The organism is Pseudomonas brassicacearum (assembly GCF_003732265.1).
GTDB lineage: Bacteria > Pseudomonadota > Gammaproteobacteria > Pseudomonadales > Pseudomonadaceae > Aquipseudomonas > Aquipseudomonas brassicacearum_D.
Window position 1 is genome coordinate 514,757 of the sequence record NZ_MOBK01000002.1, and the last position, 24,142, is coordinate 538,898.

At 58.1% G+C, this 24,142-nt stretch carries 27 protein-coding genes and 1 tRNA gene; 5 read left to right on the plus strand and 23 right to left on the minus strand.

Annotated elements, in window-relative coordinates:
• Nucleotides 1–30: 30 nt before the first annotated feature.
• From BK660_RS08570 to BK660_RS08650, 17 genes are all read right to left on the minus strand, one after another.
• A tRNA-Lys gene (locus tag BK660_RS08570) sits at nucleotides 31–106 on the minus strand.
• 63 nt (nucleotides 107–169) lie between these two features.
• A complete protein-coding gene (gene queC, locus BK660_RS08575) occupies nucleotides 170–862 on the minus strand; it encodes a 7-cyano-7-deazaguanine synthase QueC (RefSeq protein WP_123432945.1) in 693 nt (230 codons plus the stop codon).
• Between the two features lies 1 nt (nucleotide 863).
• Entirely contained in the window at nucleotides 864–1,511 is a 648-nt protein-coding gene (gene queE, locus BK660_RS08580) for a 7-carboxy-7-deazaguanine synthase QueE (RefSeq protein ID WP_123433026.1), read from the minus strand.
• A 167-nt stretch (nucleotides 1,512–1,678) separates the two neighbouring features.
• Entirely contained in the window at nucleotides 1,679–2,518 is an 840-nt protein-coding gene (ybgF, locus tag BK660_RS08585) for a tol-pal system protein YbgF (RefSeq protein ID WP_123432946.1), read from the minus strand.
• A gap of 6 nt (nucleotides 2,519–2,524) precedes the next feature.
• Nucleotides 2,525–3,022 carry a peptidoglycan-associated lipoprotein Pal gene (gene pal, locus BK660_RS08590; protein WP_003178634.1) on the minus strand — a complete coding sequence of 166 codons (498 nt, stop codon included), beginning with the start codon at nucleotides 3,020–3,022 and terminating at the stop codon, nucleotides 2,525–2,527.
• 52 nt (nucleotides 3,023–3,074) lie between these two features.
• The gene (tolB, locus tag BK660_RS08595; protein ID WP_404942937.1) at nucleotides 3,075–4,355 is read right to left on the minus strand and encodes a Tol-Pal system beta propeller repeat protein TolB; all 1,281 of its coding nucleotides are present in this window, start codon (nucleotides 4,353–4,355) and stop codon (nucleotides 3,075–3,077) included.
• A gap of 17 nt (nucleotides 4,356–4,372) precedes the next feature.
• A complete protein-coding gene (gene tolA / locus BK660_RS08600; protein WP_123432948.1) occupies nucleotides 4,373–5,452 on the minus strand; it encodes a cell envelope integrity protein TolA in 1,080 nt (359 codons plus the stop codon).
• Nucleotides 5,452–5,904 (minus strand): protein TolR, encoded by a 453-nt coding sequence (gene tolR / locus BK660_RS08605; protein ID WP_161807482.1) that lies wholly within the window; start codon nucleotides 5,902–5,904, stop codon nucleotides 5,452–5,454. The genes tolA and tolR overlap by 1 nt, the downstream gene beginning before the upstream one ends.
• A gap of 23 nt (nucleotides 5,905–5,927) precedes the next feature.
• The gene (gene tolQ / locus BK660_RS08610) at nucleotides 5,928–6,623 is read right to left on the minus strand and encodes a protein TolQ (protein WP_123432949.1); all 696 of its coding nucleotides are present in this window, start codon (nucleotides 6,621–6,623) and stop codon (nucleotides 5,928–5,930) included.
• On the minus strand, nucleotides 6,613–7,080 hold the full coding sequence (gene ybgC, locus BK660_RS08615; RefSeq protein WP_123432950.1) for a tol-pal system-associated acyl-CoA thioesterase: 468 nt from the start codon (nucleotides 7,078–7,080) through the stop codon (nucleotides 6,613–6,615). The genes tolQ and ybgC overlap by 11 nt, the downstream gene beginning before the upstream one ends.
• Before the next feature lie 128 nt (nucleotides 7,081–7,208).
• Nucleotides 7,209–8,270, minus strand: a complete 1,062-nt coding sequence (gene ruvB, locus BK660_RS08620) for a Holliday junction branch migration DNA helicase RuvB (protein WP_027922938.1) — start codon at nucleotides 8,268–8,270, stop codon at nucleotides 7,209–7,211.
• Nucleotides 8,271–8,888 carry a Holliday junction branch migration protein RuvA gene (gene ruvA, locus BK660_RS08625; RefSeq protein WP_059182263.1) on the minus strand — a complete coding sequence of 206 codons (618 nt, stop codon included), beginning with the start codon at nucleotides 8,886–8,888 and terminating at the stop codon, nucleotides 8,271–8,273.
• A 116-nt stretch (nucleotides 8,889–9,004) separates the two neighbouring features.
• Nucleotides 9,005–9,529 carry a crossover junction endodeoxyribonuclease RuvC gene (ruvC, locus tag BK660_RS08630; protein ID WP_007945844.1) on the minus strand — a complete coding sequence of 175 codons (525 nt, stop codon included), beginning with the start codon at nucleotides 9,527–9,529 and terminating at the stop codon, nucleotides 9,005–9,007.
• A gap of 157 nt (nucleotides 9,530–9,686) precedes the next feature.
• Nucleotides 9,687–10,433: a YebC/PmpR family DNA-binding transcriptional regulator gene (locus BK660_RS08635; RefSeq protein WP_123432951.1), complete on the minus strand. Its 747-nt coding sequence runs from the start codon at nucleotides 10,431–10,433 to the stop codon at nucleotides 9,687–9,689.
• Nucleotides 10,434–10,550: 117 nt separating this feature from the next.
• Nucleotides 10,551–12,326 (minus strand): aspartate--tRNA ligase, encoded by a 1,776-nt coding sequence (aspS, locus tag BK660_RS08640; protein WP_123432952.1) that lies wholly within the window; start codon nucleotides 12,324–12,326, stop codon nucleotides 10,551–10,553.
• Nucleotides 12,327–12,445: 119 nt separating this feature from the next.
• On the minus strand, nucleotides 12,446–12,667 hold the full coding sequence (locus BK660_RS08645) for an FmdB family zinc ribbon protein (RefSeq protein ID WP_010457489.1): 222 nt from the start codon (nucleotides 12,665–12,667) through the stop codon (nucleotides 12,446–12,448).
• Between the two features lie 136 nt (nucleotides 12,668–12,803).
• A complete protein-coding gene (locus BK660_RS08650) occupies nucleotides 12,804–13,127 on the minus strand; it encodes a ribbon-helix-helix domain-containing protein (protein ID WP_123432953.1) in 324 nt (107 codons plus the stop codon).
• Nucleotides 13,128–13,572: 445 nt separating this feature from the next.
• On the opposite strand from BK660_RS08650, the gene BK660_RS33435 reads away from it, so the two are divergent.
• A complete protein-coding gene (locus BK660_RS33435; RefSeq protein WP_123432954.1) occupies nucleotides 13,573–14,175 on the plus strand; it encodes a cold-shock protein in 603 nt (200 codons plus the stop codon).
• Between the two features lie 72 nt (nucleotides 14,176–14,247).
• On the opposite strand, the gene BK660_RS08660 is transcribed toward BK660_RS33435, so the two are convergent.
• The gene (locus BK660_RS08660) at nucleotides 14,248–14,454 is read right to left on the minus strand and encodes a SlyX family protein (RefSeq protein WP_010457497.1); all 207 of its coding nucleotides are present in this window, start codon (nucleotides 14,452–14,454) and stop codon (nucleotides 14,248–14,250) included.
• A gap of 3 nt (nucleotides 14,455–14,457) precedes the next feature.
• Nucleotides 14,458–14,883 (minus strand): HIT family protein, encoded by a 426-nt coding sequence (locus BK660_RS08665; RefSeq protein ID WP_123432955.1) that lies wholly within the window; start codon nucleotides 14,881–14,883, stop codon nucleotides 14,458–14,460.
• An 876-nt stretch (nucleotides 14,884–15,759) separates the two neighbouring features.
• On the opposite strand from BK660_RS08665, the gene BK660_RS08670 reads away from it, so the two are divergent.
• Nucleotides 15,760–17,088: an OprD family porin gene (locus BK660_RS08670; RefSeq protein WP_123432956.1), complete on the plus strand. Its 1,329-nt coding sequence runs from the start codon at nucleotides 15,760–15,762 to the stop codon at nucleotides 17,086–17,088.
• 145 nt (nucleotides 17,089–17,233) lie between these two features.
• On the opposite strand, the gene BK660_RS08675 is transcribed toward BK660_RS08670, so the two are convergent.
• Together BK660_RS08675 and BK660_RS08680 are read right to left on the minus strand one after the other, a co-directional pair.
• Nucleotides 17,234–18,073: a mechanosensitive ion channel family protein gene (locus BK660_RS08675; RefSeq protein WP_123432957.1), complete on the minus strand. Its 840-nt coding sequence runs from the start codon at nucleotides 18,071–18,073 to the stop codon at nucleotides 17,234–17,236.
• 142 nt (nucleotides 18,074–18,215) lie between these two features.
• Complete coding sequence (locus BK660_RS08680; RefSeq protein WP_007906601.1) at nucleotides 18,216–18,701, minus strand: YajQ family cyclic di-GMP-binding protein; 486 nt, start codon at nucleotides 18,699–18,701, stop codon at nucleotides 18,216–18,218.
• A gap of 140 nt (nucleotides 18,702–18,841) precedes the next feature.
• Here BK660_RS08680 and BK660_RS08685 point away from each other — a divergent pair, with 140 nt between their 5' ends.
• From BK660_RS08685 to BK660_RS08695, 3 genes are read left to right on the plus strand one after another with little or no spacing between them, the layout of a single operon-like run.
• Nucleotides 18,842–19,759, plus strand: a complete 918-nt coding sequence (locus BK660_RS08685) for a putative 2-dehydropantoate 2-reductase (RefSeq protein WP_123432958.1) — start codon at nucleotides 18,842–18,844, stop codon at nucleotides 19,757–19,759.
• A 45-nt stretch (nucleotides 19,760–19,804) separates the two neighbouring features.
• On the plus strand, nucleotides 19,805–21,841 hold the full coding sequence (locus BK660_RS08690) for an ATP-binding protein (protein ID WP_123432959.1): 2,037 nt from the start codon (nucleotides 19,805–19,807) through the stop codon (nucleotides 21,839–21,841).
• A 3-nt stretch (nucleotides 21,842–21,844) separates the two neighbouring features.
• Nucleotides 21,845–22,426, plus strand: a complete 582-nt coding sequence (locus tag BK660_RS08695; protein WP_123432960.1) for a cob(I)yrinic acid a,c-diamide adenosyltransferase — start codon at nucleotides 21,845–21,847, stop codon at nucleotides 22,424–22,426.
• A 105-nt stretch (nucleotides 22,427–22,531) separates the two neighbouring features.
• On the opposite strand, the gene BK660_RS08700 is transcribed toward BK660_RS08695, so the two are convergent.
• Together BK660_RS08700 and BK660_RS08705 are read right to left on the minus strand one after the other, a co-directional pair.
• On the minus strand, nucleotides 22,532–23,482 hold the full coding sequence (locus tag BK660_RS08700) for a Nudix family hydrolase (RefSeq protein WP_123432961.1): 951 nt from the start codon (nucleotides 23,480–23,482) through the stop codon (nucleotides 22,532–22,534).
• Entirely contained in the window at nucleotides 23,479–24,111 is a 633-nt protein-coding gene (locus BK660_RS08705) for a glutathione S-transferase family protein (RefSeq protein WP_123432962.1), read from the minus strand. Before BK660_RS08705 ends, BK660_RS08700 begins: the two co-directional genes overlap by 4 nt.
• Nucleotides 24,112–24,142 lie beyond the last annotated feature (31 nt).

The window sequence follows — 24,142 nt, forward strand, 5'->3', positions numbered from 1 at the left end:
CCTTCCAGACTTTTAAAACTGCTACAAAAATGGTGGGTCGTGTGGGATTCGAACCTACGACCAATTGGTTAAAAGCCAACTGCTCTACCAACTGAGCTAACGACCCGCTGTGTGGTGGCGCGTATAATACTGATTTTTAAGGACTATTCAACACCTAATTTGAAATAAATCAAAAATAAGGTGTTGGGTCGCTGATTCCGGCCGCTGCAAAGCCTTCTGCACGCAGTCGGCAGCTGTCGCATTTGCCGCATGCACGGCCGTTATCGTCAGCCTGATAGCAGGAAACCGTCAGCCCGTAATCGACGCCCAGCTTCACGCCCGCCTCGACGATCTGCGCCTTGCTCAGGTTCTGCAGGGGTGCCTGGATGCGGAAACCATTGCCCTCTACGCCGGCCTTGGTCGCCAGATTGGCCATGCGCTCGAAAGACTCGATGAACTCGGGACGGCAGTCCGGGTAACCGGAGTAATCCACCGCATTCACGCCAATGAAGATGTCACGCGCACCGAGCACTTCAGCCCAGCCCAACGCCAGCGACAGGAATACCGTGTTGCGCGCCGGCACGTAAGTCACCGGGATGCCCTCCCCCAGCTCCTCCGGAATGTCGATGCTGCTGTCGGTCAGCGCCGAGCCGCCCATACCGTTCAGGTTGAGGCCGATCACCTTGTGCTCGACCACACCCAGGTCACGGGCAACGCGTGCAGCGGCGTGCAACTCTGCCTGGGAGCGCTGACCGTAATCGAAGCTCATGGTGTAGCAGCTGTAACCTTCGGCGCGAGCCATGGCCACGACAGTAGCCGAGTCCAGACCGCCGGACAGCAGGATGACCGCTCGTTTTTCAGCAGTGTTCAGTTGTTCCGTCATATCAGCGCCCCGGCTCATCATTCCAAAGATATTTATGCAGCTGCAATTGCAGACGCACTGGCAGGTTGTCCGCCACCACCCAATCCGCCAGGTCCCGAGCATTCAGGTCGTGGTGGCTTGGCGAGAACAAAACTTCGCCGGCGCGCCGGTCAAGACCGTACTGAATCAGCTTGGACACTGCCCAGTCGTAGTCTTCCCGCGAGCAGATGACAAACTTCACCTGATCGTTAGGCGTGAGCAGCTCGATATTTTCGTAGCGGTTGCGGTGTGCTTCCTTCGAACCCGGGGTTTTCAGGTCGACAACGCGACTGACCCGGGAATCTACCGCCGAGATGTCGATCGCACCACTGGTTTCCAGTGACACTTCGTAACCGGCGTCGCACAACTGCTTGAGCAATGGGATGGCGTTAGGTTGTGCCAGTGGCTCGCCACCGGTAACACACACATATCGCGGGCGGAAACCGGCCACTTGCTCGAGGATGTCGTCGAGCGGGCGAATGGTGCCTCCAGTGAACGCGTAGGCGCTGTCGCAGTATTGGCAACGCAAAGGGCAACCGGTCAGGCGCACAAATACTGTGGGCAGCCCGGCAGTTCGCGTTTCACCCTGCAACGAGTAAAAAACTTCGGTAATTCTCAATGTGTCTTGCATAGTCGCCACGGGCATAACAGCTAAACAGGCTGTCCGCCTCCGTCAGGCACTTCAAGGAACCCCGCCACCGCGCAGATTCCAAAAAGCGTGTTTCATAAAAAGGGCGTGAATTCTAACGAAAAAACCCGCGACAAGCGCGGGTTTCTTCGAAACGGGTCAAGCAGCCCTTACATTTTTTGCAGATCACGCTGGGCCAGCTGAGCGGCGGAAGTGCCCGGATACTGCGACACAACCTGCTGCAGAATGCCTTTGACCTTGTCGGTGTGACCGAGGCGGCGCTCTACATCAGCCAGCTTGTACAACGAATCAGGCACTTTGGCGTGCTTTGGGTACAGTTGTGAAACCTTGGCAAACGCCTGACCTGCACCTTGCAGATCGCCTTTGGCCAAATTCACTTCGCCCAACCAGTACTGGGCATTGCCCGCGTATTGGCTGTTCGGGTATTTGCGCAGGAAAGCGGCAAAAGCCTGGCTGGCCTTGTCGAAATCCTTGGCTTTGATCAGGTCGAAGGCTGCGTCGTAATACAGCTTTTCCTTCGCCGGATCCGCCGGTTCGCTACCCGCGGCAGGTGCTTGAGCGGCGGCCGCTCCTGCACTTGCGCCAGCAGCTGCTGCACTAGGGGCATTCAAATCGCCACCAGTGGAAGAATTTTCAGGAGTCGCGGCAGGTGCAACGCCGGTTCCTATGCGCCGATCAAGATCCTGATATCGCTCCAGGTTCTCTTGCTTCATGCGCGCTACATCATTTTGCAGTTCTTCGATCACACCCTGTTGGCGCGAGATCTGCTCCTGCATTTGTTGCAGTTGGTTGAACAGCTGGCCCTGTGCCGAGACAGGGGTCGAAACCCCTCCCCCGGCATAGGCGCCGTTCGTACCGTAACCCGCAGGCGGATAACTACTCCCGCTGTTAGAACCGGAGTTGTTATCGACCACAGGAACCGCAGCCCACACCGCAAGCGGTGCGAGACTGAGAGCCAAGACAGTTACAGCACGACGGCACGTTCGCATGACGAATTACTTACGCAGTTCGACGCGACGGTTTTGAGCCCAGGACTGCTCGTCGTTGCCGGTAGCAACTGGACGCTCTTCGCCGTAGGAAACCAGTTCCAGCTGAGCTGGGGAAACACCTTGCAGTACCAGGTAGCGTTGAACGGCTTTCGCACGACGCTCGCCCAGTGCCATGTTGTACTCACGAGTACCACGTTCGTCGGTGTTGCCTTCCAGAACAACGCGAGCGCCGTTTGCTTTCAGGTCTTTGGCGTGAACGTCCAGAGCGCGCATGGCTTCTGGCTTCAGGTCCGAGCTGTCGTATTCGAAGTAGAAGGTGGTGATTGCGCGCAGAGCAGCTTCTTCGCTCAGGGAACCGTCAACGGCACCAGTGTTTGCGCCGTAACCAGCGTTTGGATCAACAGCGCCTTCACCGGCGTTGTCGCCGCCTTTGGACGAGCAACCTACAGCTACAGCCATGGCCAGAGCCAGCGCAGCAAATTTACCAAACTTCAGCATTTCCATCGTGAAACTCCTAATGAACCCCAGTGTGTTAAGTAAAACGTGTAGCGCCGCGTCAGTTCAGGTAAGGGGACCAGGAAGGTTCTCGAACTTCGCCTTGAGCGGTAGGAAGCGGGAGCCTTACGCGTCCATTAATGGACACGAGCATCAAGACTCCCCGGCCCTGCTGGCGGGTGGCGTAGATTACCATGGTGCCGTTGGGCGCGACAGTAGGCGACTCGTCCAGAGTGCTATCAGTGAGGATCTTTACACTACCTCGCTGCAAATCCTGGGCTGCCACCTTGAAATTGGTGAAGCCGTCCTGGCGGTGAATCATCACCAGGGTCTTCTCATCAGCCGACAATTTAGGGTTGGCGTTGTAGTTACCAACGAAGGTCACACGTTCCGCACCGCCACCACTGACGCTGGTTTTGTAGATCTGCGGCTTGCCGCCACGGTCGGAGGTGAAGTAGATGGTGGAACCATCCTTACCCCAGAACGGTTCGGTGTTGATGCCGGGACCGTTGGTGACACGAGAGATCTGACGCGAACCCAGGTTCATCACGTAGATGTCCGGGTTGCCGTCCTTGGACAGGACGAATGCCAGGCGATTGCCATCCGGTGACCAGGCTGGCGCACCATTCAGGCCTTCGAAGTTGGTGATCTGCTCGCGGCGACCGGTGTCGATGTTCTGCATGAAGATGCGCGGGCGCTTCTGCTCGAACGACACATACGCGATGCGCTTGCCATCCGGTGCAAAACGCGGCGACAGGATCGGCTCGCGTGATTGCAGCAGGGTCACGGCACGGGCACCGTCATAGTCCGAACGTTGCAGCGTGTAGCGCGTGTTCTTCTCGGAGAAACGCTCGGCTGTCACGTACAACAGACGCGTCGAGAAAGCACCTTTGATACCGGTGAGCTTTTCAAACGACTGGTCGGAGATGAAGTGCGCCATGTCGCGCAGTTGATCAGTGCTGCCCGACACGCTGCCGGTCAGCACTTGCTGCTCGGTGGCGACGTTGAACAGAGCGTACTGAACCTGCAGGCGACCGCCGGCAGGAACGATGCTGCCGACCATGATGTACTGGGCGCCAACTGCCTTCCAGTCACGGAAAATGATTTCGCTGGCCTGGCTCGGCAGGCTGATCATGTTCTGCTTTGGAATCGGCGAGTAGTAACCCGAGTTGCGCAGGTCGTTACCGATGATTTCGGACATGTCGTCCGGCAGCACCGCACCGCCCTGGAACGCGAACGGAACGACCGCGATCGGGGTGGCCCGATCACTGCCGCTGGTGACCAGAATGTTTTTCTCATCCGCCATCGCCATCCCTGCCAGGCAGCAGATAGCGACAAGCATTCCTCGTAGAAGGTTTCTCACGGGGCTAAATCCTCAGGCGTGAATGTCATCTTGAATGAACGATACGGAGCAAAATCGCTCGGCTTCATTCCCTGCATTTCTGTCAAACGTCCAATATTCTTGACCGCCGCTACAGCAGACGCATCAAACGGACCGTCACCACTGGACTTGGCCACGCTGGCCGAAGTCACCGTACCGTCCGGCAACATGCCGATTTGCAGCACCACTGTCATACCTTTGCGTGCCGAAGGTGGACGAGCCCAGCCTTCCGCCGCACGAAGACGAATCAAATCATCGAAACTGCCAGCGACTTCGTCGCCCTGCTCATCCGCCAAGGCCTGCTGGCGCTGCGGCGTGTCGGAAAGCAAATCTGCCAAGGCCTGGGCCTTTTTGTCTTCGGTCGATTTTTTTGCTGCATCCTGCGATTTCTTCTTCGCAGCATCGGCAGCAGCTTTCTTCTTCGCGTCTTCGGCGACTTTCTTCTTCGCCTCTTCAGCTTCAGCTTTCTTCTTGGCGTCTTCGGCGGCTTTCTTCTTCGCGTCTTCGACGATCTTCTTCTTCGCTTCTTCAGCGGCCGCTTTCTTGGCCTCTTCTTCAGCGGCTTTCTTGGCTTCTTCTTCAGATTTCTTCTTGGCTATATCAGCCAATTGTTTCTCTTCAGCCTTTTTGGCTTCGGCGGTCTTCTTCGCTTCATCGGCTTTCTTGGCTTCATCAGCCTTTTTCGCCTCGTCCGCTTTCTTCGACTCGTCGGCCTTCTTGGCTTCCTCGGCCTTTTGAGCCGCTTCTTCTTTCTTTTGTTCCGCAGCCTTCACCGCTTCCTGCTCGACCTTTTTCTGTTCCAACTGTTCGACTTCGGTCTGACGCGCAGCAGTTTTCTGCGCTTCACCCGCAATCTTCTGATTGGTCTGGGTGGTCGCCCGACTTTTCGATTTCAGCTGGTACAGGGTCGCCTGGACAATCGGCTTGGCCGGCGGCAACTCAGGCGTCATGGCAAAACTGACAAACAGCATGCCGAACACCAGCACGTGCAAGCCAATCGCCCAGACACTAGGCCAGAAGTAGCTTTCCGAGGCTGTTGGCTCTCGTTGTTGCTGCATCAGGGCGCCTCGGTAATCAAGCCAACGTTACCGACGCCGGCTTTCTGCAAACCGCCCATGGCACCCATGACCGAACCATAATCGACGGTCTTGTCGCCGCGGATGAACACCTGAGTACGCTTGCCGCCCTCAGTGCCGGCACGAATGATCTTGGTCACCGCGTCAGTCATCTGCGGCAAGGTCATGGCCTTGTCCTGCTGCTTTTCGGTGTCGACTTCGCTGCCAAGGTTCCAGTAGTAGGTCTTGTCAGCCTTGATCGAAATGGTCAGGACCTGGGTGTTGTTGTCCTGCGGCAAGGCTTCGCTGGAAACCTTGGGCAGATCAACTTTCACGCCCTGATTGAGCATCGGCGCGGTCACCATGAAGATGACCAGCAGCACCAGCATCACGTCGATGTAAGGCACTACGTTCATCTCGGCAACCGGCTTGCGCTTTTTGCGAGCTCGAGCGATTAAAGCCATTGGAAATTACCTGCTTATTCTTCGCTGGTGTGCACTTTGCGGTGCAGGATCGCCTGGAATTCATCGGCGAAGGTGTAGTAACGGCTCAGCAGGGTTTCGCTGCGAGCAGAGAAGCGGTTGTAAGCGATAACGGCCGGGATGGCGGCGAACAGACCGATCGCGGTGGCGATCAGTGCTTCGGCGATGCCGGGAGCCACAGTGGCCAGGGTCGCTTGCTGGGCAGTGGCCAGGCCACGGAAGGAGTTCATGATGCCCCAGACCGTACCGAACAGACCGATGTACGGGCTTACGGAACCGACGGTGGCGAGGAATGGCAGACTCTGCTCGAGCTTCTCTTCTTCGCGGGAAATGGCAACGCGCATGGCACGGGCCACACCTTCCATGACTGCTTCCGGGTCAACGCCTGGCTGCTGGCGCAGACGGGAGAATTCCTTGAAACCGGCACGGAAAATCTGCTCGACGCCCGAATCCGGATCAGGGTTGCTGCCGGCCTGACGGTAGAGTTTGGACAGGTCGATACCGGACCAGAAGCGCTCTTCAAAGCTCTCCAGGGCACGTCGACCGGCACGAATCAAATTGCTGCGCTGAAAAATCATGATCCATGAGGTCACCGATGCGGCTACCAGGATCAGCATTACCACTTGCACCACGATACTGGCATTGCTGACCAGGCTCCACATGGAGGAATGGTCGACGACGTTAGCTTCCACGCTTTATCTCCTGCTTTGAGTGTGTACCCGCGCCGCTCACGTCGGCAAAGGCCGCACGTAGAGCTTCGGGAATGGCCCGGGGTTTTAAACTTTCAGTGCGCACACAGGCCACCAGAAACTGCCCTTCACAGAGCAGCGCATTATCCGTTGCCCGCCTGACCTGCTGCTTGAAACGCAGGCTGACACGGTTCAATTCGATTACTTCAGCGCTTACCAGAAGCTCGTCGTCCAGTCGCGCCGGCGCGTGATAACGCGCTTCGCTGGAATGCACGACAAACAACAGGTCCTCCCCTGCCAGCGCCGACTGGGCAAAGCCCAGATCCCGGAGCCGCTCGGTTCGAGCCCGTTCCATAAACTTGAGGTAATTGACGTAATACACGATGCCGCCCGCATCGGTGTCCTCGTAATAAACGCGACAACGATGTGTGAACGGCTCAAGCCCGTTTTGCGCGCGCATACTCTAGTGCTTACTCCTCAGGTTGCCAATCCGGCCAGGCAACTGTTTTTCATTGATCTGCGGGCTTTTTCGCAAAAGCACGGTTCTCGGACCGCACAAAAGCCGAATATATCAGCGCGCAAAAATTATTAATCATCCACGGCGTCAAGGAACTCGTCTACCACGGGCATTTCGCCCAATCGTGACGGGATATTTAAACCGAAGTGCAAATACGCATGCCGGGTCACCACTCGCCCTCGCGGGGTGCGCATGATGTAGCCCTGCTGGATCAAGTACGGCTCCAGCACGTCTTCAATAGTGTGGCGTTCCTCGCTGATGGCCGCGGCCAGGCTATCCACCCCAACAGGACCACCGTCGAACTTCTCGATCATGGTCAACAACAGACGCCGGTCCTGATGATCGAAACCGCGCTCGTCGACATCCAGCAGGTTCAACGCGAGGTCGGCAATCGGCTTGGTGATGTGGCCCTTGGCGCGTACCTCGGCGAAATCGCGCACCCGACGTAGCAACCGGTTGGCGATCCGCGGCGTACCGCGGGCACGCCGGGCGATTTCGAAGGCGCCTTCCGGGTCCAGCGGCAAACCAAGGATGCTCGCCGAACGGCTGACAATCGTTGCCAGGTCTGCGGTGCTGTAGAACTCAAGGCGCTGGACGATGCCGAAGCGGTCGCGCAAGGGGTTGGTCAACATGCCGGCACGGGTCGTTGCACCGACGAGGGTGAAAGGTGGCAAATCAAGCTTGATCGATCGCGCGGCCGGTCCCTCGCCGATCATGATGTCGAGCTGGAAATCCTCCATGGCCGGGTACAGCACTTCTTCGACAATCGGCGACAGGCGATGGATTTCGTCGATGAACAGCACGTCGTGGGGTTCAAGGTTGGTCAACAGCGCCGCCAGGTCACCCGGGCGTTCCAGCACCGGACCCGAGGTGCTCTTGATCGACACGCCCATTTCCTGGGCGATGATGTTCGCCAGGGTGGTTTTACCCAGACCCGGCGGACCGAAGATCAGCGTGTGATCCAGCGACTCGTTGCGCCCACGGGCAGCCTGGATGAACAACTCCATTTGCTCGCGAACGGTCGGCTGGCCGATGTATTCGGCCAGGCTGACGGGACGAATCGCCCGGTCCTGGACTTCCTCGCGGTCACGGGGACCCGGGGTGGCGGCAATCAGACGATCAGCTTCAATCACTTAAATCATTCCCTTCAGGGCACGACGAATCAGGTCTTCACTGCTCAAGCCTTTCTCCTTGATCGCGGAAATCGCCTTGCTGGCCTCCTGCGGCTTGTAGCCCAGGGAAATCAGCGCGCTGACCGCGTCGTTTTCGGCGGTGGCGACCGGCGCCGGCGCATCCGGCCCACCCGGCTGGTTTGGCACCAGCGCGAACATCGCCGGTACGGTTTCCCAGGCCTTGAAGCGGTCCTTGAGTTCCACCAGCAAACGTTCCGCCGTCTTCTTGCCCACGCCCGGCACCTTGGTCAGCGCCGAGGTGTCCTGGGACTGTACGCAACGGACCAGCTCATCGACTTCCAGACTGGACATCAATGCCAGCGCCAATTTCGGCCCTACACCATTGAGACGGATCAGCTCGCGGAAAAAGTCTCGCTCACGCTTGCCGAAGAAACCATAGAGTAACTGCGCGTCTTCGCGTACGACCAAGTGGGTGTGCAAGGTCAGTGGTTCACCGACCGACGGCAAGCGATACAGCGTGGTCATGGGCACTTCCAGCTCATACCCCAGACCGTTTACATCCAGAATCAGGTGCGGCGGCTGTTTTTCAGCCAGTGTGCCGCGCAAGCGTCCAATCACGTTACAGATCCTTGAGCGTTGGCCAGATCAATGCCTGGCGACCGACAGAGCAAGGGTTCGCGTCGACAACACAGACACGAAAACCCTCATTCCATAAAAAATGATTGCTGATGCTATCAGAGACGCAGGCGCCCGCCACGACTGCGTGCCGTCCCCAGGCCATGGGGCAACAGACTGGAACGGGTGTGAGCATGGCAAATGGCGATGGCCAGGGCGTCAGAGGCGTCGATTTGCGGCTTGCTGGTCAATTTCAGCATGTGCATGACCATCATTTGCACCTGTTCTTTATTCGCCGCACCGGTGCCGGTCACTGCCTGCTTGACCTGGGTCGCGGTGTACTCGGCGATTTCCAGGCTTTCTTCGGCACCGGCAACGATGGCCGCACCGCGCGCCTGACCCAGTTTCAGTGCAGAGTCGGCATTGCGCGCCATGAACACTTTTTCGATGCCCATGGTGACCGGGCCGTATGTCTGGATGATTTCACGCACGCCGCGATAAACGATTTGCAGACGTTCATGCAATTCTCCCGAGCCGGTACGAATGCAGCCCGAGGCCACATACACACAGCCACGCCCGGTATCGCGCACCACGCCATAACCGGTAATACGCGAACCGGGGTCGATACCAAGAATTAATGTCATAACGCCTGCGGTCAAGGATGAGCAGTGTATTCAATGAAGCGAATATCTAATGTGGGAGCGGGCTTGCTCGCGAATACGGTTTTACATTCAGCAACTATGTTGCCTGAAAATCCGCTTTCGCGAGCAAGCCCGCTCCCACAAGGGATCCTGGTTGCCCTCAGCTTAGCTGCGCGGCTACCGACTCAGGAATGTCAGCATTGGAATAGACGTTCTGCACATCATCCAGGTCTTCAAGCATGTCGATCAGCTTGAGTACCTTCTCGGCGCCTTCCAGGTCCAGTTCGGCGCTGGTGGTCGGCAGCATGACGATTTCAGCGTCGTCACCCTTGAAACCGGCCGCTTCCAGCGCATTGCGCACGGAATAGAACCCGGCGAACGAGGTGAACACATCAATGGAACCGTCTTCGTGAGTGACCACGTCATCGGCGTCGGCTTCCATCGCCGCTTCCATCAGCGCGTCTTCATCAACGCCTGGCGCGAAGGAAATCTGCCCTTTGCGCTCGAACAGATAAGCCACGGAACCGTCGGTACCGAGGTTGCCGCCACATTTACTGAATGCATGGCGAACAGCGGCGGCGGTGCGATTACGGTTGTCGGTCATGCACTCGACCATCACCGCCACGCCACCCGGGCCGTAGCCTTCGTAGCTCAGCTCGACCATGTCGTCGGTGTCGGCAGCGCCGGCACCGCGCGCAACGGCGCGATCAATGATGTCGCGGCTCATGTTCGCGCCAAGGGCCTTGTCCAGCGCCAGACGCAGGCGCGGGTTGGAGCCCGGATCACCGCCACCCTGACGGGCAGCAACGGTCAGCTCACGAATCCACTTGGTGAAAATCTTGCCCTTCTTGGCATCCTGACGTTCTTTGCGGTGCTTGATGTTCGCCCACTTGGAATGACCCGCCATAACTCGCTCCGAATTCTCTTTGAAACATTGCCCGCCACACTCAGTGTCGGCCAGCAACCAAAAAATCTCGACCTAAAGAAAAGGCGCACCCAAAAGGATGCGCCTTTGCGGTCAGCCTTACTCAGCCTTTGGCGTTTCGCGCAGACGAATGTGCAGTTCGCGCAATGCCTTGGCATCCACCTGGCCCGGTGCCTGAGTCATGACATCCGCCGCGCTCTGGGTTTTCGGGAAGGCGATCACTTCACGGATCGACTGGGCGCCGGTCATCAGCATGACCAGACGGTCCAGACCGAAGGCCAGGCCACCGTGTGGCGGCGCGCCGTACTTCAGGGCGTCGAGCAGGAAGCCGAATTTCTCTTCCTGTTCCGCTTCGTTGATGCCCAGCAGGCGGAATACGGTCTGCTGCATTTCCTTGCGGTGGATACGGATCGAACCGCCACCCAGTTCAGTGCCGTTCAGCACCATGTCGTAGGCACGGGACAGAGCAGTCGCCGGGTTGGCTTCCAGTTCTTCCGGGGTGCACTTCGGCGCGGTGAACGGGTGGTGCAAGGCGGTGAAGCTGCCGTCGTCGTTCTCTTCGAACATCGGGAAGTCGACGACCCACATTGGCGCCCATTTGCAGGTCAGCAGGTTCAGGTCGTTACCGACCTTGATCCGCAGTGCACCCAGCGCTTCGCTGACGATCTTGGCCTTGTCGGCGCCAAAGAACACGATGTCGCCGTCGACTGCGCCAACGCGATCGAGGATCACATTGAGGTTGGCTTCAGGGATGTTCTTGACGATCGGCGATTGCAGACCTTCAACGCCTTTGGCGCGCTCGTTGACCTTGATGTACGCCAGGCCCTTGGCACCGTAGATGCCGACGAACTTGGTGTAGTCGTCGATTTGCTTGCGCGGCATGCTCGCAGCGCCTGGAACGCGCAACGCGGCAATACGGCATTTCGGGTCGTTGGCCGGGCCGCTGAACACCTTGAAGTCGACTTCTTTCAGTTGATCTTCAACGTCAACCAGCTCCAGCGGGTTACGCAGGTCCGGCTTGTCGGAACCGTAACGACGCATGGCTTCTGTGAAGGTCATGTGCGGGAAGTCGCCGAATTCCAGGTCCAGCACTTCCTTGAACAGGTTGCGGATCATTTTTTCGGTGATGCCCATGATCTCGTTTTCATCGAGGAAGCTGGTCTCGATGTCGATCTGGGTGAATTCCGGCTGGCGATCAGCCCGCAGGTCTTCGTCACGGAAGCACTTGGCGATCTGGTAGTAACGGTCGAAGCCAGCCACCATCAGCAGTTGCTTGAACAGCTGTGGCGATTGCGGCAAGGCGAAGAACGAACCGGCGTGGGTACGGCTCGGCACCAGGTAGTCGCGAGCACCTTCCGGGGTGGCGCGGGTCAGGATCGGCGTCTCGACGTCGAGGAAGCCGTTCTCATCCAGGAAGCGACGGATGCTGGTGGTCATGCGCGAACGCAGACGCAGCTTCTCGGCCATTTCCGGGCGACGCAGGTCAAGGAAGCGATAGCGCAGACGGGTCTCTTCGCCAACATCGGAGAACTCGTTCAGCGGGAACGGCGGGGTTTCCGATTCGTTCAGCACTTCCAGTTCGTAACCGAGGACTTCGATCATGCCCGACGCCATGTTGGCGTTGGTAGCGCCGGCCGGACGCAGGCGAACCTTGCCGGTGATTTTCACGACGTATTCGCTGCGCACGCGATCGGCGGCGGCGAAGGATTCAGCGCGGTCCGGGTCGAACACCACCTGGGCCAGACCATCACGATCACGGATATCGAGGAAAATCACCCCACCGTGGTCACGGCGACGGTGTACCCAACCGCAAAGAGTAATTTCCTGGCCTTCCAGGCTTTCGTTCAGTTGGCCGCAATAATGGCTGCGCATCATGGTAGTGGTTTCGCTTCTCGTAATTCGAAATTCGGTCGGAGCCCTGCACATCCTGCCCTTTATAAAGGTGCCCGATGATGCAAGCGCTCGCACGTGTGGTTCTACTCAGGCCCTAGACCCTAGTCAGCTTTGTCGCCGCCGGCCAGGTTCTTCTTCGAGCCGGTCTTGAAATCGGTTTCGTACCAGCCGGTGCCGCTGAGGCGGAAACCTGGCATGGACAGCATCTTTTTCAGCTCTGGCGCCTGGCAGGCAGGGCAGTCGACCAGCGGTGCTGCGCTGATCTTTTGAATGGCTTCCAACTGATGACCACAGGAAGCACATTGATAGTCGTACATCGGCATGGGGGTTGTCTCGGCGATCAGATTGCTACCGCACACGCTGGGTTTTGCGGCAAAGAGCGGGATTATATCCATTAAATGCAGCCTGTGCAGCCGTAAGACTGCACAGACTGACACTCAGTCCGTTACGCCGCTGCAGCTAAGGTGTCGCAATGCAGCCACCTTCCTTCAAGCTGCGCACGACGCAGACAACCCGCACCAGCCCGGTGAAGTTCTTGACCCCGCCGTGACGCAAATGCACTTCGCGGTCCACATGGGACAGCAGTGCACTGACGGAACAGCAATTGACCTTGGCCATATCGCCCAAAATATCCCAGTAGACCTGCTCAAGCCGCAAGCAGGTCGCAAAACCATTCAGACGCACCGAACGGGATAACGGCCGGGCCAACCCCATATCAAATTCACTGACGAACGGATCAACCCTGATATCCCTCCCCTCGCCAGACCTGTCTTCGTAAACCATATCGCTGACACTCCTTTGTCATCGTTGCCTTCTATAAGAGCCACATTTGTTGTGTTGCCTTATAAAAGCGCAGGCGCAAAGGTATATCCAGATGACTTTATGACCATCGACGTAGGATAAGCCAACAGCTGAAGGGGGATCATGGAGAGCGTCCTAGGCCGGCCATTTTCCTACGTGATCAGACGCGTTTTACCGCGTGCAAATGAGATTTGAGGAAGCAAAACGGTAGAGCGCGAACAAATCGACCTCCCGGGCACCGCCGGACTGCCTGATTTGAGTAGCTGCAGGCTTTGCTGTTAAATAGACAGTGTGTCGCAACCGCCTATTTTTCGGGGGCTGCGCATAGGCTGATACCGAATACGTGCCCAACGCCTCTTATTGTTCCGAAGCGAACCGTATTCCTTCAGCTCTTCCTTGTGATCCGTCTTAACGTGAGTTAATCAAAATGTTGAAAATCGTCCACCTGCTAACGGGCGCAGCGGCCCTGCTGCTGTCCTTCATCCCCAGCCTGCGAGCTGAAGCGGTCCCTTACCTGCAACAACCCGATGCACTGTACCTGGCCTTTTTCGGCCTGCTGAACCTTACCCTTGCTCCTGTTATCCCTTACTGGAACAAAGGTCCGCGTCACCAACTGCAAAACCTGGTCAGCGTTCTGCTGGTGCTGGCCGTTCTCCTGCAAATCCTGACGTTGCTCGCGCCGATGCCCGTCATCGCCGGTCAACCTGCCGTCCTGTTCAGCCTGGTCGCAGCCCTGAGCGCCGTGTTACTGCACCTGGGCGTCAGCTTCTACAAATCGTCACCGGCCGCCGCCTCGCCAAGCTATGACATGAGCAACCGCGATACCGGCACCGTCAAGTGGTTCAACACCTCCAAGGGCTTCGGCTTTATTTCCCGCGATTCCGGCGATGATATTTTCGTGCATTTCCGGGCTATTCGTGGCGAAGGTCACCGCGTTCTGGTCGAAGGCCAGCGCGTGGAATTCTCTGTGATGAACCGTGACAAAGGCCTGCAAGCCGAAGATGTGATCGCCGCACTGCCGCGTCGCTGATTCAAAGGCTCAAAAAAACCGCGAACAGCCTGGCTGTTCGCGGTTTTTTTTAACTGTTCTTTATCAAAAAAGTCAGTAATGCGGCGGCGGTGCTTCTTCTTCGAAGGTTTCGAACTGCCCGGCCATTTCTTCCTGGCGCTTGAGCAGTGCAGCCATTTGCAGCTGCAGGCGTTCAACGGCACGCTGCTGCGTCGCCAGCACATCACTCAATGACTGGATGGTGTCATCCTGAAACGCCAACTGGCTCTCCAGATCGGTAACGCGATCTTCCAGGCTCATGACTCAACCCTCCAGAAACGTAAAGTCTTCGGTTAATACCAAACGCAGTCGTTCGCGAATCGCGGCGATCTGGTCCGCCTCATAGGGTTTGGCCGCCACCTTGCCCCAGACCGGAGCAGGCCAGGCAGCGTCCTCGCGTTTGCGCACGATCACATGCATGTGCAACTGGCTGACGACATTACCCAACGCTGCAATATTCAGTTTGTCCGCGTCGAACACATCCTTGAGCGTTTCCGCCAGCGCGGTCGTCTCCTGCCAGAGCTGTTGCTGCTCGGCGACACCCAACTGAAATATCTCGCTGATATCGTCGCGCCGAGGCACCAGGATGAACCAGGGGTAATTCGAGTCGTTGGACAACAGCAACCGGCAGAGCGGGAAATCCCCGATCGGTAGCGTGTCTTGTTGAAGCCGTGGATCTAAAGCGAACACTGTGCGCACTCCCGCCTGGTTCTCATTTTTCAGCTTAGCGCCCCTCCCGAGGGACGGCGCGCCAAGCGACAGGACGGCAGCATACCTGCGAACGGCGCTCGCTTCACGACCAGACACGCGCCCCGCCATGAGACATTTTTTGTCTGAACGCACCATTACAGGACCAACGACCTGACCCAAAGCGCCGAAATGACTGATTAGCAACGATGTGTTCGAACCAGACAAATAACAACACTGTATGAATTCGGTACAGCGATTAAGATTTTTTGCACCAAAACCGCACAGCTCGTCTACGCTGAGTCGGTCAGCATCCGCGATCTACTCACTTTCGGGGTGAACCGGTAACGTTTTTGGTTGTCACGGCACCGAGCCGCAGGCTGAGACACGATGCAAACCCTGGCGTCAAGCCCAAACAAAACGTGCTTGAAACGCCCGGTTTTATGAGGTTTTTACACGTATAGACAGGCAGGCAGAAAAAAACAGCAACAGATTTCTGTTTTGTGCACGCTTGTTGCATTCACACCCACATCGCCTTGGAGGTCTCTGCTGGAAGTGGAGGGCTCAAGGCAAATAAAAACAGCGGCAGGGTTGCCCGATGGAGATTCAAACGTTTCACCAAGGACTCTTTTTACCGATGTTCAAGCCCTGGAAAACAACGTTAAAGTTGCCGGTCCGCTTGCATTGAGGCTGTAAATTTGCGACATCTACCAAGCTGTTTGCGACAGGGTCGTAAAGAAGCTGAAAGGTTAGATACGCAAGTATCGCCAACATGGTCGGCGTGATATAAGTTTGCGCCGACACAAAAAGAAAGAGCCGCCCAGATAATAAAACAGGTGGGACGGCAGTACTCTTCTAAAACCAAAGGAGCAAATCACGATGCGCGTGATGAAGTGGAGCATGATCGCACTGGCAGTTGCAGCAGCAGCCAGTACTCAATTGGCAGTAGCCGCACCTTTCGTAAGCGACCAGGCAGAAGCCAAAGGTTTTGTTGAAGACGCGAAGGCCGACATTCTGGTTCGTAACTACTACTACAACCGTAACAAGAAAGACGGCGCTGTCGACGACAAAGACTGGACCCAGGGCATTCAGGGCAACTTCAGCTCTGGCTACACCCAAGGCCTGATCGGTGTTGGCGTTGAAGCTTGGGGCCAACTGGCCATTAAGCTTGACGGTTCCGACAAATACGCAGGTTCGGGCAACATGTCCGTGGACGACGATGGCGAAGTCAACAACAGCCAGGGCAAAGCCGGCGCTGCTGCCAAGTTCCGCATCTCCAAGACCGAGCTGAAAGTCGGCGACATGCAGCCAAGCACCTCTCCGGTGTTCGCTGTTGGCGGTTCGCGTATTCTTCACCAAACTGCCAGCGGTCTCCAACTGCAGAGCAGCGAAGTCAAAGACCTTGACCTCGAAGCCGGTCACTTCTACTCGGCGACCAGCCAGGACAAGAACGCTCGTGACGGCAGCCTGTGGGCTACCTACGCTGGCGTGCAAGCCAACTCCATTGACTACTTCGGCGGCAAATACGGCGTTTCCGACAACCTGAGCTTCTCGCTTTACGGTGCCAAGCTCGAAGACGTCTGGAACCAGTACTACGCCAACGGTAACTACACCCTCCCACTGGGTGGCGATCAGTCGTTGAACTTCGACGCCAACTACTACAACACCAAGGACACCGGTAACGCTAAAGCAGGCGAAATCAGCAACAACGCCTACTCCCTGGCTGCTGCTTTCTCGTTCCTGAAAGCGCACACCCTGACCCTGGGCTTCCAGAAAGTGAACGGCGATACCCCGTTCGACTACATCGGCGTGGGTAAAAACAACCGCGGTGGCGACTCGATCTTCCTCGCCAACTCCATCCAGTACTCTGACTTCAACGCCCCTGGCGAGAAGTCGGTACAAGCCCGTTACGACCTGAAAATGGCCGAATACGGCGTACCTGGTCTGAGCTTCATGACCCGTTACGTGAAAGGTTGGGACATCGACGGCACCAACACTCCAGCAGGCAGCCCTTACGCTGGTCTGTACGGTGCAGACGGTAAACACCACGAAGTCAACGTAGAAGCCAAGTACGTTATTCAATCGGGCCCGGCTAAAGATCTGTCGTTCCGCATCCGTCAAGCATGGCACACCGCCAACGCAGACGAAGGCGAAGGCGATATCTCTGAGTTCCGCCTGATCACCGACTACCCACTCAACATTCTGTAATTGCAGAACGTTAGTTTGCGGTAATCAAAAAAAGGCCCATCTTCGGATGGGCCTTTTTTCGTGGGTAACAAACACTGCATTAAAACGATCAAATCCGTGAGAAACATGCCTGACCAAAGAGTCAGACATGATCAAAAAACAATCACTACACCACAGATTCCTGAACCACACGAATCATTCGTTGTGGCAAAGGAACATCAACCCCGGCAGTTTTCAAACGATCACGGGACTGTTCGTTAAACATGAACATCACATCCCAGTAATCCGCCGTCTTTACCCAGACCCGAAGCGAAAGAGTGATCGAACTGTCACCCAGCGTAGAAACTACTGCCTGAGGTGCCGGATCTGTCAATACGCGCGGATCTTTGGCCAGTTCCAACAACACTTCACGGGCCTTCTGCAAGTCCGCTTCGTAATCCACACCCACATCGAACACTACTTTGCGGGTTGGCTGACGGTTGGTATTGGTGATGATGCCGTTCGACAAGTTACCGTTGGGAACGATGATGGTTTTGTTATCGCCGGTACGCAGTACGGTGTGGAAGATCTGAATGCTGTCGACAGTACCGGCAACACCCTGGGCTTCGATCCAGTCACCGATGCGAAACGGACGGAACAACAGAATCAACACGCCGCCGGCGAAGTTAGCCAGGCTGCCTTGCAAGGCCAGACCGATGGCCAGACCCGCCGCACCGATCGCCGCAACGAACGAGGTGGTTTCCACGCCGATCATCGACGCGACGCTGACAATCAGCAAAATCTTGAGAATGATGTTCGCCAGGCTGCTGATGAACCCTTGCAGCGCGAGGTCAGCATTACGCAGGGCCAGCAGGCCACCGAGTTTTTGCGTCACTTTGTTGATCAGCCACCAGCCGATGGCAAGGGTGATGACTGCCAGCAACACGCGGCTGCCGTATTCCATGATCATTGGAATCCAGGCTTGGGAAGCCTTGACCAGGTTGTCCACTTCGGTATTCAAATCCATCTAATTTCTCCTGGGTTAGGTGCAATTCGGGAGGGAGCGAGACCGGCTTGCCGGCGAAGAGGGCATATCAGTGGACATCACTATTGAATGACACACCGCTTTCGCGAGCAGGCTCGCTCCCACAGGGTTCCCGAGTTGAAGGTCAGTCGCGGAAGTTGTTGAACTGCAGCGGCATATCGAACGTCTTGGCGCGCAGGGCCGCGATGGCTTCCTGCAAATCGTCACGCTTCTTGCCGGTAATGCGCACCTGCTCGCCCTGAATGGCAGCCTGGACCTTGAGCTTGGCGTCTTTGACGTGAGCGACGATTTTCTTCGCCAGTTCCTTGTCGATGCCTTCCTTGAGGACCGCTTCCTGCTTCATCAGCTTGCCCGACGCGTAGGCATCCTTGACTTCAAGGCACTGCACGTCGATTTTGCGCTTGACCAGCGCCAGCTTGAGGATCTCGATCATCGCTTCGAGCTGGAAGTCGGCCTCGGCGGTCAGGTTGACGGTCAGGTCCTTTTCCTTGAACTCGAAGGTGCCCTTGCCCTTCAGGTCATAACGGCGATCGAGTTCCTTGACGGCGTTTTCGACCGCGTTGGTGACTTCGTGTTTGTCCAGTTCGGATACCACGTCGAACGACGGCATGTAATCTCTCCAATAAAAAGGCGCGCTCGATTGCAATGGCGCGCGCTTGGCTTGCGGTTAAAATCGGGCTCATTATAACGGGTCTTTTCCAACCGATACTGCGAGCCTCACATGCCTGCCTCAAACCGAGCAAAAAGCTGATGTCGACCACCTGGCATGTATTGGGCGCCGGCAGCCTCGGCACATTGTGGGCCACACGTCTGGCGCGGGCCGATTTGCCGGTCAGGCTGATCGTTCGGGATGCGCAGCGCTTAGAGGCGTATCAAGCCGCGGGTGGTTTGACGCTGGTCGAGCACGGCACAGCCAACACCTATGACATCCCCGGCGAAACACCGGACAGTCGCGAGCCGATCAGCCGCCTGTTGGTGGCCTGCAAGGCTTACGACGCCGAGAAAGCCGTCGCTCAACTGGCGCCACGCCTGGCACCCGACGCCGAGCTGATCCTGCTGCAGAACGGCCTCGGCAGTCAGGACGCCGTGGCGGCGCAGGTGCCCCAGGCCCGCTGCGTGAGTGCATCGAGTACCGAAGGCGCGTTTCGCGATGGCGACTGGCGCGTGGTGTTCGCCGGCCATGGTTACACCTGGCTGGGGGATGCAGGCCATCCGGTTGCGCCGATCTGGCTGGATGATCTGGTGGCTGCCGGAATCCCCCATGAATGGAGCACCGACATCCTCACGCGGCTGTGGCGGAAACTGGCGCTTAACTGTGCGATCAATCCCCTGACGGTGCTTCACCATTGCCGCAATGGCGGATTGCAGGCGCATCAGTGTGAAGTCGCGACCCTCTGCGGTGAATTGACCGAGTTGCTGGAGCGGTGTGGTCAGCCCGACGCGGCAGAAAACCTGCAACAGGAAGTCGAGCGGGTGATCCAGGCCACGGCAGCCAATTACTCCTCGATGTACCAGGACGTCGCGAATCAGCGCCGCACCGAAATCACCTACCTGCTGGGCCATGTGTGCAAAGTGGCCGAGCGTCATCAACTGAACCTGCCCCACCTGCATCAATTACAGCAGCGGCTGATCGGCCATCTGCACAGCCTTGGATTGCCCAGCGACTGAGCAGCGGCTACGCTGGCCACGTGTTCCATTTAAGCGACGAACCTGATGCCATTGCGCCAGCGCCTCGAAAACCTTCCCGTCGGCCAGAAACTGCTGGCCGCCCTGCTGGTGCTGTTGATCACCATCCTGCTGGTCGCCAACCTGACCTTCATCAGCGCGGCGTATTACATCTCCCAGGAAAGCATGGCGCCCCAAGCCTTGCAGACCATTGGCCGACTGGTATCGAACCCGAGCCTGGTGGCCGACGCCCTGAAGACACCGCAAAACGCCGAACGCCTGCTCAACGAACTCAACAGTTACTCGCCGCTGCGTGCCGCCGCCATTTATGACGGCAAGGGCGAACGGCTGGCGCAATTGCAGCATGGCGACAAGCTGAGCCTGCCGGGGCGTTATCAGCACATTGAGGCCTGGCAAGCGACCGAGTTTCGCAGCAATCAACTGATCACCCTGCCCCGCCCTGGCACCGAGCCCGGTCATTTGCTGTTGGTGGCCAGCAGCGAATTGCCGATGGCGTTTTACACCGGCACCCTGACGGCCAGCCTGGGCATTCTGATCTTCAGCGTACTGCTGTGGCTGGTGATCGCCCGGCAAATCAAACGCCTGATTACGCGCCCCATCCATGAGCTCGAAGAGCTGTCCCGGCAAGTGACTCGCGAAGAGAACTATGCGCTGCGGGCCTCCCGTGGCAACCACGACGAAATCGGCAGCCTCGCCGAGGCGTTCAACACCATGCTCTCGCGGATCGAGGCACGGGAGCAGCAACTCAAGCGAGCCCGGGACGACTCCCAGGCGGCTTACGACCAGGCCCAAGGCCTGGCCGAAGAAACCCGCCATACCAATCGCAAGCTGGAACTCGAAGTCCAGGTGCGCAGCAAGATCGAGAAGAAGCTCACCGGTTTCCAGAACTACCTCAACAGCATCATCGACTCCATGCCGTCGGCGCTGATCGCCCTCGACGAGCAGCTTTACGTGACCCAGTGGAATCAGGAGGCCAGCGCCCTGTCCGGCACCCGTCTGGATGAAGCGCTGAACCAGCCGATTTTCCTCGCTTTCGAACCGCTGAAACCGTTTCTGCCCCAGCTCAAGCAAACCGTCGAGCAGCACACCGTGGCCAAGATCGAGCGGGTCACGTGGTTCAAGGACGATGAGCCCAAGCATTACGCCCTGACCTTTTACCCACTGATGGGCGGTGCCGGGCGTGGTGTGGTCATCCGGATCGACGACATCACCCAGCGTCTGTCCCTGGAAGAAATGATGGTGCAGTCGGAAAAAATGCTTTCGGTCGGTGGCCTCGCCGCCGGCATGGCCCACGAAATCAATAACCCGCTGGGCGCGATCCTGCACAACGTGCAGAACATTCGCCGACGCCTGTCACCTGATCTGCCGAAAAACCTGGAACAGGCCGAGCACATCGGTATCGAACTGGAAACCGTCAATCAGTACCTGAAGGTGCGCGAAGTCCCGCAATTGCTCGATGGCATTCAGCAGGCCGGCGCCCGCGCAGCGAAGATTGTCACGCACATGCTCAGCTTCAGCCGCCGCAGCACCCGGCAAATGGCCCCGTGCGACCTGCCAGCGCTGATCGATCAAGCGGTGGAAATCGCCGGTAACGACTTCGACCTCGCGATCGGTTTCGACTTCAAGGGTCAGGCGATCATTCGCCAATTCGATCCGGCCCTCGGCCCGGTGCCCGGCACGGCCAACGAACTGGAACAAGTGCTGCTCAACCTGTTGAAAAACGCGGCTCAGGCCATTCACCAGCGTGAGGACGACCGCGAAACGGGGCGGATCATCCTGCGCACCAAACTGAATCCGCCCTGGGCGGAAATCCAGGTCGAGGACAATGGCATCGGCATGAGCGAAAACGTGCGCAAACGCACGTTCGAGCCGTTCTTCACCACCAAGGAAATCGGCCAGGGCACGGGTTTGGGCCTGTCGGTCTCCTATTTCATCATCACCAACAATCACAAGGGGCAGATGGAAGTGCAGTCGACGCCGGGCCAAGGCACCTGTTTCACCTTGCGCCTGCCCTTGTCGGGCGCGCCGGTCATCTCCCAAGAACTCAATCAGCTATCGAGGTAACCCATGGGCTTTCGCTTGTCGAAGATTTACACCCGCACTGGCGACAAAGGCGAAACCGGGCTCGGCGATGGTCGCCGGGTGCCCAAGGACCACCCGCGGATCGAGGCCATCGGCGAAGTCGATTCGCTGAACAGCCAGGTCGGCGTGCTGTTGGCCGGGTTGGCCGCAGAAAGCGTGACGTTTCCGGGCTTGAACGAGGTGATCGAGGTATTGGCGCCTTGTCAGCACCGCTTGTTCGACCTGGGTGGCGAGTTGGCGATGCCGGTGTATCAAGCGTTGGACACGGCAGAAATTGAACGCCTGGAAGCGGCGATTGATCGCTGGAATGAAGAATTGGGGCCGCTGGAGAATTTCATTCTGCCCGGTGGTTCAGCGCTGATCGCCCAGGCGCATGTGTGCAGAAGCCTGGCGCGCGGTGCGGAGCGGCGGTGTCAGCAGTTGAACGCGATTGAGCCGTTGGCCGGGGTTGGGTTGGCGTATATCAATCGGTTGTCGGATGTGTTGTTTGTGGTGGCGCGGGTGATTGCCAAGCGGCAGGGGGTTGCGGAGATTCTTTGGCAGGCGGCGGTGAAGCCTCAGGATTAACCGGCGTCTGTCAGGACGCCTTCGCGAGCAAGCCCGCTCCCACATTTCGACCGAGTGTACTCAGTTCAAATGTGGGAGCGGGCTTGCTCGCGAAGGGGCCAGTAGCTATGCCAAAGAATCCGGCCAGAACGCCCGAATCCCCGCCACGCCCTGCGCCCCGGCTTCCCATGCTTGTTGCCGTTCCGCCGGGCCAACACCGCCCAACAGGAACACCGGCTTGCTGAACCCCGCAATCAACGCCGAAGCCTGCTCCCAACCCAACGGCTGAGCCTCGGGGTGAGTCTGGGTCTTCTGCACCGGCGACAGGGTCACAAAGTCCACGCCCATCTGCTCGGCCAACGCCAGTTCTTCAGCGTTATGACACGACGCCGCCAACCAGCGCGATGCCGGCAGTGGTCGCCCCGCCGCCGCGTACTTACGCAACTGGGCCGACGTGATGTGCCAACCGGCGGACGGGAAATCACCGAGCCATTCGAACGGCCCCTTGATCATCAACTGCGCCTTGCCGGCACACAGCCCTGCCGCGTCCACCGCCAGGTCGCGGTACTTCGGATCGTAGCCGTTGGGCGCCCGTAGCTGGATCAGCTTGATCCCGCCGGCGATGGCTTTCTGGATGCCGCGCAGCAGGGCCGGGGTTTCCAGGTCTTCGGGGGTAATCAAGTATTCCGCTGGCAAGCGTGCAGCCGCGACGATCGGCTGGTTGGCCGCCGGGAACTCGTAGTTCAGCAGGTCGCGTGGTGACACCCACTCCAGCGGCTGACCTTCGGCACCGTGGGGTTCGCCGGTAAACGCAGACACTTCCCAGACGTCCAGCAACACGTGCTTGTCCGGGTAATCGTGATGAACCTTGATCAACGGTCGTGCGGTGCTGACCACAATGCCCAGCTCTTCCTGAAGCTCGCGGCTCAGCGCGGTTTCGACGGACTCGTCACCTTCGACCTTGCCACCGGGAAACTCCCACAAACCGCCCTGGTGCTGAGTGTCGGCACGGCGGGCGATAAGGATCTTGCCGCTGTTATCACGGATAACGGCAGCGGCTACGTGGACTCGTTTCACTGCCCGACCTCCTCCAGACCTGCCTTCTGCCAGGCCTTGAACGCCGGCCATTGGTAGATCGCTTCGACATAGGCCTCGTCCGCTGCCGGCAATTTCACCTGATAGGTGCGCAGGCGTACGGCAATCGGGGCGAAGAACGCATCGGCCAGGGTCGCGCCGCCGAACAGGAACGGCCCGATGTCGGTCGCCGTTGCACGGCATTCAGCCCACAAGGCCAGCATGCGCTGGATATCAGCCTGAACATCATCCGGGGTCGGCGACAGTGGTGCATCGCGGCTCAGATCGAACGGCATGTTGCCGCGCATGGCAAAGAACCCGGCGTGCATCTGCGCACAGGCCGAACGCGCCTGGGCACGGGCGGCGGTGTCTTTTGGCCAGAGGCCAGCCTCGGGGAATTGCTCGGCGAGGTACTCGGCAATCGCCAGGGAATCGGCGATGGTGCCGTGTTCGGTTTTCAGCAGCGGGACTTTGCCGGTCGGCGAATGCTTGAGCAGGCGTTCGCGGGTGTCGGGTTGACCCAGCTTGATCAGTTCTTCGGTGTAGGTCGCGCCGGTCAGCTCGAGGGCCAGTGCGCCGCGCAGGGACCAGGAGGAAAGCAGTTTGTCGCCGATGATCAGGTGGAGGCTCATGTTCGGGACCTTTGATGGAGTAAACAAGCCA